5 protein-coding genes are annotated in these 7,104 nt (G+C 74.1%); 1 reads left to right on the plus strand and 4 read right to left on the minus strand.

Features of this window, described 5'->3' with window-relative positions; genetic code table 11:
- Positions 1 to 30 precede the first annotated feature (30 nt).
- Positions 31 to 1,422 carry a condensation domain-containing protein gene (locus ACFCX4_RS02825; protein ID WP_376138306.1) on the plus strand — a complete coding sequence of 464 codons (1,392 nt, stop codon included), beginning with the start codon at positions 31 to 33 and terminating at the stop codon, positions 1,420 to 1,422.
- Positions 1,423 to 1,494: 72 nt separating this feature from the next.
- On the opposite strand, the gene ACFCX4_RS02830 is transcribed toward ACFCX4_RS02825, so the two are convergent.
- From ACFCX4_RS02830 to ACFCX4_RS02845, 4 genes are all read right to left on the minus strand, one after another.
- Entirely contained in the window at positions 1,495 to 3,030 is a 1,536-nt protein-coding gene (locus ACFCX4_RS02830; protein WP_376138308.1) for a M1 family metallopeptidase, read from the minus strand.
- Positions 3,031 to 3,249: 219 nt separating this feature from the next.
- Positions 3,250 to 4,122, minus strand: coding sequence for a sulfurtransferase (locus ACFCX4_RS02835; protein WP_376138310.1), 873 nt, complete (start codon positions 4,120 to 4,122; stop codon positions 3,250 to 3,252).
- Positions 4,123 to 4,267: 145 nt separating this feature from the next.
- Entirely contained in the window at positions 4,268 to 5,353 is a 1,086-nt protein-coding gene (locus ACFCX4_RS02840; RefSeq protein ID WP_376138312.1) for a class I SAM-dependent methyltransferase, read from the minus strand.
- A 191-nt stretch (positions 5,354 to 5,544) separates the two neighbouring features.
- The coding region (locus ACFCX4_RS02845; RefSeq protein ID WP_376138314.1) for a beta-N-acetylhexosaminidase at positions 5,545 to 7,104 on the minus strand (1,560 nt) is incomplete at its 5' end.

Here is a 7,104-nt window from a genome sequence, read left to right on the forward strand (position 1 = left end):
TCCGCACCAGCACATCGGAGAACCAGCACGGTGACTACGAGTCGACACCTGGAGATACCCTTCGCCGGCGGCCGCTCCGGCGACGGGCCCGCCACCTGGGGCCAGCGGGCCATCTGGGACGTCATCAGCGGCCTCCCGCCGGCCGACCGCCCCCGCTTCAACATCGCCACCGCGGCGCCGCTCGACCCCGGGATCCCGCTGGACGCGGTCCTGAACGCCCTGGGCCACCTGCTCCACCTGCACGACTCGCTGCACACCCGGCTGCTGCCCGACCCGGACGGCACCGGCGTGCGCCAGACCGTGGACCCGGACGGCCGCCTCACGGTGCACGTGCGCGACTGCCCGGACAGTGCCGCCCCCGACGAACTCGACACCACCGGACGCGAGTTGCACCGCGAGCTGGCCGGCCGGCCGTTCGACTGCGGCACCGAGTGGCCGATCCGGGTCGGCCTGGTGGTCTCCGGCGGCCTGGCCCGGCACATCACCCTGGTGCTGTCCCACACCGCGGTCGACGGCACCGGCATGGGCCTGCTGGTCCGGGACCTCACCGAACTCGCCACCGGCACCGCGCCCGAGGCGATCCGGGCCGCACGCTCGCCCCAGCAGCCGCTGGAGGAAGCCGCGTTCCAGACCTCCGAACGCGGCCTGAAGCGCGACGCCAACGCCCGCGCGCAGAACCTCCGCAAGCTGCGCGCCGCCCCGGCCCGGCTCTTCCCGCCCGCCCGCACCGGCTCCGCCGAGCGCTTCCCGAACGCCCTGCTCACCTCGCCCGCCCTGCTGCGCGCGGTCGACGCGGTCGCCGCCGCACACCGGGCCGGCAGCTCCGGCGTCCTGGTCGCGGCCGCCGCCGCGATGACGGCCCGGCTGGCCGACCGCCCGGACGCGGTGCTCCAGGTCGTGGTCAACAACCGGTTCCTGCCCGGCCTGGCGGACGCGGTCAGCGTGGTCGCCGGCGACGCGCTGCTCCACCTCACTGATGCCGACGGCGACTTCGGCGCGGCCGTGCGCCGCACGCACGCCGCGTCGATCGCCGCCTACCGGCACGCGTACTTCGACCGGCGGCTGCTGGACGCCGAGGTCGACCGGCTGACCGCCGAGCAGGTGCCGCTCGCCGACCGCTCCTGCATCTTCAACGACACCCGGGCGCTGCTGCCGACCGGCCTGGCCGCCCCGGGCGACGCCACCCCGGGGGGCGACACCGCCGGCCCCGGGAACGACGACGGGAGCACCACGCTGGAGTGGCCCGTCGAGTTCGACCCGCGCCCCGGGCTGACCTACGCCCTGGACGCCCAGCGCACCCCGACCGCCCTGCAGCTCGCCATGACCGCCGACCCCTCGGTACTCCCCCGGCCGGCGATGGAGCGCTTCCTCTACGGGATCGAGGAGCTGATCCTCACCGAGGAACGCGCCCTGCGGGTCTGAGACACCGAACGGCCCGGCCGCCCGCGCGAGCGGACGGCCGGGCCCGGCACCGGTCTGTCAACCGATGGTCCGTCAGTCGTTGTGCTCGTGAACGGTGTTGGTCTCCTGGATCTTCTTCCAGGACTTCGGCTCCGGCTGCACGACGCCCGGTGCGCCCGCACCCTGGGAACCCGCGCCCGGCGCGAGGCCCGCCACCGCCGGGGCCGCACCGGCCGAGCCCACCGACGGCTTGCCGACGGTGAACAGCCAGGTGTTGAACAGCCCGCCCAGCGGCTTGCCGGAGATCCGCTCGGCGTACGCCTGGAACTGCGGAATGGTGGCGTTGCCGTACTTGCGCTCGGTCGGCCACCCCTTCAGGATCGCGAAGAACTTCTCGTCCCCGACGGCGTTGCGCAGCGCCTGCACGGCGACCGCGCCCCGGTCGTAGACGGCGCCCGCGAACTGGTGGTCCGGGCCCGGGTCCCCGGGCCGGATCGACCAGAACGGGTCGTCGGCCGGGTAGGAGGCGTAGGTGTAGTCGGCCAGCTCCTGGGCGGTGCCCTCGCCCTCGTGCTCCGACCAGAGCCACTGCGCGTACCGGGCGAAGCCCTCGTTCAGCCAGATGTCGCTCCAGCGCTGCACCGAGACGCTGTCGCCGTACCACTGGTGGGCCAGCTCGTGGACCACCACGGAGGTGTTGGCGCCGCGGGCGAACTGCGCGGGGCTGTAGAAGATCTGCCCCTGGGTCTCCAGGGCGTACCTGGTGGGCACGTTGGGCACGTAGCCGCCGACCGAGTCGAACGGGTACGGGCCGAACGCGCCGCTCAGCCAGTCGACCAGCTCGCCGGTGCGCTCGACGCTGGCCCGCGCCGCACCGGCGTTGGCACCGAGGTCCGGGCTGTAGGCGGTGAGGACGGGCAGGCCGCCGGGGGTGGTGTCCTGGCGGATCTCGAACCGGCCGATCGCCAGCGTGGCCAGGTAGGTGGCCTGCGGCTTGGTCTGCCGGTAGTTGTAGCGGGTCCAGCCGGCCCGCGAACTCGACGTCTGGGTCCCGTTGCTGACGACCTGGGTGCCGTCCGGCACCTGCACCGAGACGTCGAAGGTGGCCTTGTCGGTGGGGTGGTCGTTGCTCGGGTACCACCAGGCGGAGCCCTCGGGCTCGTTGGCGGCCACCCCGCCGTCGGGGGTGCGCAGCCAGGCGGTGTAGCCGTCGCGCTTGACCGTGCCGGGCCTGTCGGCGTAGCGGACGACCACGGTGACCGGGCTGTTCTTGGCGATCGTGCGGGCGGGGGTGACCACCAGCTCGTGCTCGCCGGTGGTGGTGAACGCGGCCGCCCGGCCGTTGACCAGCACCTCCTTCACGTTGAGCACGAAGTCGAGGTTGAACCGGCTGAGGTCCTGGGTGGCGGTGGCCAGGATGGTGGTGGTGCCCTCCAGCTCGTCGGTGGCGGGCTGGTACTTCAGCCGGATGTCGTAGTGCGAGACGTCGTAGCCGCCGTTCCCGGCCTCGGGGTAATAGGAGTCACCGATCCCCGCAGCGCCCGGGCCGGCCTGGGCCGCGGAGGCGGGGACGGACAGGAGCAGGGCGAGCGCGCCGGCGGCGGCAGAGACGATCAGCCTCTTTCGCACAGTGGTCCTCCACAGGGTCTCTGGGACAACGGGTCGGATCGATCCTTGTCCCGACGATCCCTGTCCTACGCCTGTACGCCGAGATGTTCATAAGGGGAAACAGGCCGAAATCACGGCATCGGTGCGCCGTGACACCCCGTGACACGGCGTCATGTGCCCTGTCACGGGGGGTCACCGGACTCGCCCCCCGCACCGCCGCCGCACCGCCCCCGTGCCCGGCTACGACCCCAGCGACACCGGTGCCCGCACCAGCGAGCCGTACTCGGTCCACGAGCCGTCGTAGTTCTTGACGTGCGGATAGCCGAGCAGCTCGGTGAGCGCGAACCACGTGTGCGCCGACCGCTCCCCGATCCGGCAGTAGGCGATCACCTCCCGCTCCGGCCCCACGCCCTGCCCGCCGTAGAGCGCCCGCAGCTCCTCCGCCGAGCGGAAGGTGCCGTCCTCGTTGGCCGCCCGCGACCAGGGGATGTTGACCGCGCCGGGGATGTGGCCGGGCACCTGTGCCTGCTCCTGCGGCAGGTGCGGAGGGGCCAGCGCCTCGCCGCGGAACTCGGCCGGCGAGCGGACGTCCACCAGCACCGAGTCGGCGCCCGGCTTGGCGAAGACCTCCGCCCTGGCCAGCACCTCGTCGCGCATCGCCCGCATCTCGGGGTGCTCGGGTCCGGCCAGCCGGTAGGGGCTGTGCTGGTAGTCCATCACCTCCTCGGTCAGCTCGCGCCCCTCCAGCTCCCACTTCGTGCGCCCGCCGTCCAGCAGCCGCACCGGGCCGAAGCCGCGCAGTTTCAGCAGCCAGTAGGCGTAGGCGGCGAACCAGTTGTGGTTGCCGCCGTAGAGCACGACGGTGGTGTCCTCCTCGACCCCGGCGGCGCGCAGCAGGTGCTCGACACCCGCGCGGTCGGCGTAGTCGCGGCCGACCTGGCTGTGCAGGTCGCCGGCCCAGTCCCAGCCGACCGCGCCGGGCAGGTGGCCGCGGGCGTAGGCCCCGGTGTCCTCGTCCACCTCCACGACGCGCAGCGTGCCGTCGTCCAGGTGCTGGGCCAGCCAGGCGGTGCCGACCAGTGCCTCGGGGTGTGCGTAGCCGTTGGCGGTCATCGCCGCCCTCCTTCGCTCCGACCCTTCGAACCTACGTCCGCCCTCCGGCCGCGGCCACCCCGACCGTCCACGGCCGCCCCGGGCGTCCCGGCCGCGCTGGGCGTCCCCGGAGCCCCCGGCGTCCCGGCGGCTTCGCCCGGCGTCCTCAGGCCCCGGCGACGGCTCCGTCCGGCCGCGCCACGTAGTAGGCGTTGAGGATGTCGCCCTCCACCTGGTGCACGTCCACCGAGCCGAACCCGGCCTCGGCCAGCATCCGCCGCGCCGTCCGCTCGCCCCAGACGGTGCCCAGCCCGGCCCCGCCCTCGCCGAGCGAGACCGTCATGCAGTAGAAGGTCGAGAAGGTGTACAGCGCCGGGGCCAGCGGATGCCCGATGTTCTCCTCCAACCGGCTGCCCGCCGCGATGTCGCCCATCAGGAAGACCCCGCCGGGCCGCAGCGCACCCGCGACGGCGCTCAGCGTCCGGGCCGGGCGGGCCAGGTCGTGGATCACGTCGAAGGCGGTGACCAGGTCGTACCGACCGGTCAGCTCGGCGGAGTCGCCGAGCACGAAGCGCGCGTTGTCCAGGCCGTGTGCCGCGGCCTCCGCCCGGGCCGCGCCGATGCCCTGCTCGGAGATGTCGACCCCGGTGAACCGGCTGGCCGGGAAGGCCCTGGCCAGCACGTTCACCGCGTGGCCCTGCCCGGTGCCGATGTCGACGGCGTCGATCCCGGCCCGCAGCCGCTCGGTGAGCCCCGGGACCAGCGGCACCACCAGGTCGACGAGCACCCGCTCGAAGACCGACGCGGTCTCCTCCCCCTGGAGCGCCTGGAAGCGCGGGTACGCGGAGTAGGGCACCCCGCCGCCCTCCCGGAAGGCCTCCACGAGCCGCTGCTCGACCTCGCCCAGCAGTGCGACGTACTGCGTCATCCCGGCCAGGTTGTCCGGCCCGGCGGCCCTGGTCAGCGACGCGGCGTGCTCGGGCGGCAGCGCGTACCGGCCGGGCCCCGGGTCGTACTCGACGAACCCGCCGACCACCATGCCGCCCAGCCACTCGCGCACGTAGCGCTCGTCCAGCCCGGTGGCCCGGGCGACCTCCTCGGAGGTCGACGGGGCCAGGCCCGCCATCGTGTCGAAGAGGCCGGTCTGGTGGCCGACACTGGTCATGAGCGCCAGACAGGCGTCGTTCAGCACCTGCAGCACGCGGCCCGCGAACGCCTCCTGCTTCGCCGGGTCGGGTTCCCGTTCGGACATCGTTCCTCCTGCGGCTCCGGAACCTCCGTGATCCCCTCCGCATCCCCCACTGGTCACGCTACGCCGCCGCCCGCCCGTTCCCCAGCCCCCGCACACCGCGGAGCCGGCCGGTCACGATGCCGTGGCCGCGCCGCCGGGCGGCCACGGCACGGCGGGGCCGCGGCACGGCACGGCCACCGCACGGCGGAGCCTCACCGCGCGGGCCAGGGCACCTCGGCGCGCTTCTCGTACCGGTACCCGGCGGCCTCCCAGCGCGCGCCCTCCTCGGCGAGCCGGAGCTTGAAGCGCCCCCAGTCGTGGCTCTCCTTCGACGACCACCCCAGTTCGGCGAGCGCGGGCAGCCGCGGCAGCAGCATCAGGTCGAGCTTCTCCGGGGTGTCCAGGGTCTCCGTCCACAGCGGAGCCTCGACCCCGAGCACCGACCCGGCGGGCAGCGGCAGCAGGGTGTCCGGGTCCCAGGTGTAGGCGCTCCGGACGTCGATGGTGCCCGCCCACACCAGCCCGAGCGGGTAGCCGGCCTCGTACTTCATGTCCAGGTAGGTGCGCCCCGACGGCGACATGATCACCTTGGCCCCGCGCTCGGCGGCGGCCTTCAGCTCCTCCCCCCGCCCGGCCCGGCCGTCCCAGTACTGGAGCACCCCGACCCCGCCCGGCGCGGCCTGGTTCCAGCCGACCGGAGTCTTCCCGGCGGCGAGCACCTGCGCGTTCACCCGCCGCACGAACTCCGCGTACTCCTCCTCCGAGATCTTCTTCACCTCGTCGCCGCCGATGTGCAGGTACGGGCCGGGGGTGAGCCGGGCCAGCTCGGAGATCACGTCCTGGGTGAAGGAGAAGACGGCGTCACCGGTCGGGCAGAGCGTGGAGAAGCCGACCTCGATCCCGGTGTACGGCCAGGGGCGGGCGCTCCCGGTGCAGTCCAGCTCGGGGTACGCGGCGAGGATCGCGTTGCTGTGGCCCGGCAGGTCGATCTCCGGGACGACGGTCAGGTAGCGCTGCTGCGCGTAGCGGACGATCTCCTGGTAGTCGGCCGCGGTGTAGAACCCGCCGGGCGTGCCGTCGACCTCGCTGACCGCGCCGACCGTGGTCAGCGCGGGCCTGGACGGGACCTCGATCCGCCAGCCCTGGTCGTCGCTCAGGTGCAGGTGGAGGTGGTTGACCTTGTAGAGGGCGAGGCGGTCGATGAAGCCCTTGACCTCGGCCGGGGTGAAGAAGTGCCGGGCGACGTCGAGCATCGCGCCGCGGTAGGCGTACCGCGGACGGTCCTCGACGACGACCGGCGCGACCGTCCACTCCGGGGCCCCGGCGACCGGGCGCGGGCTCTCGATCTGCGGGGGCAGCAGCTGCCGGAGGGTCTGGGTGCCCCGGAAGAGCCCCTCGGGGTCGCGCGCGGTGATCCGCACGCCGGTGGCGTCGGCGGCCAGCCGGTAGCCCTCGGTCCCGGTCGACCCGGGGAGCGCGGGGTCGAGCGACAGGACGATGCCGTCGGCGCCCGCCGCTTCCGGCGCACCGGCCGACGGGCCGGTCACCACGTCCAGCGGCAACCCCGTCGGGCGCCGCAGCGCCTCGGCGAGCTGCCCGGCGATCTGCCGCGCCTCCCCGGCCATGCGTTCGGCCTCGTCCCCGGGGAGGGTGCGCACCACGGTGCGGTCGGTGAGCCGGTAGCCGGGTCCGGAGCCGGGGGTGACGGAGAGCGGCACCGGGACGATCCGGTCCGCGGTGCGCGGGCCGGCGGGTACGGCGGCGGCCGGGCC

This window comes from Kitasatospora sp. NPDC056327 (assembly GCF_042261735.1).
Lineage (GTDB): Bacteria > Actinomycetota > Actinomycetes > Streptomycetales > Streptomycetaceae > Kitasatospora.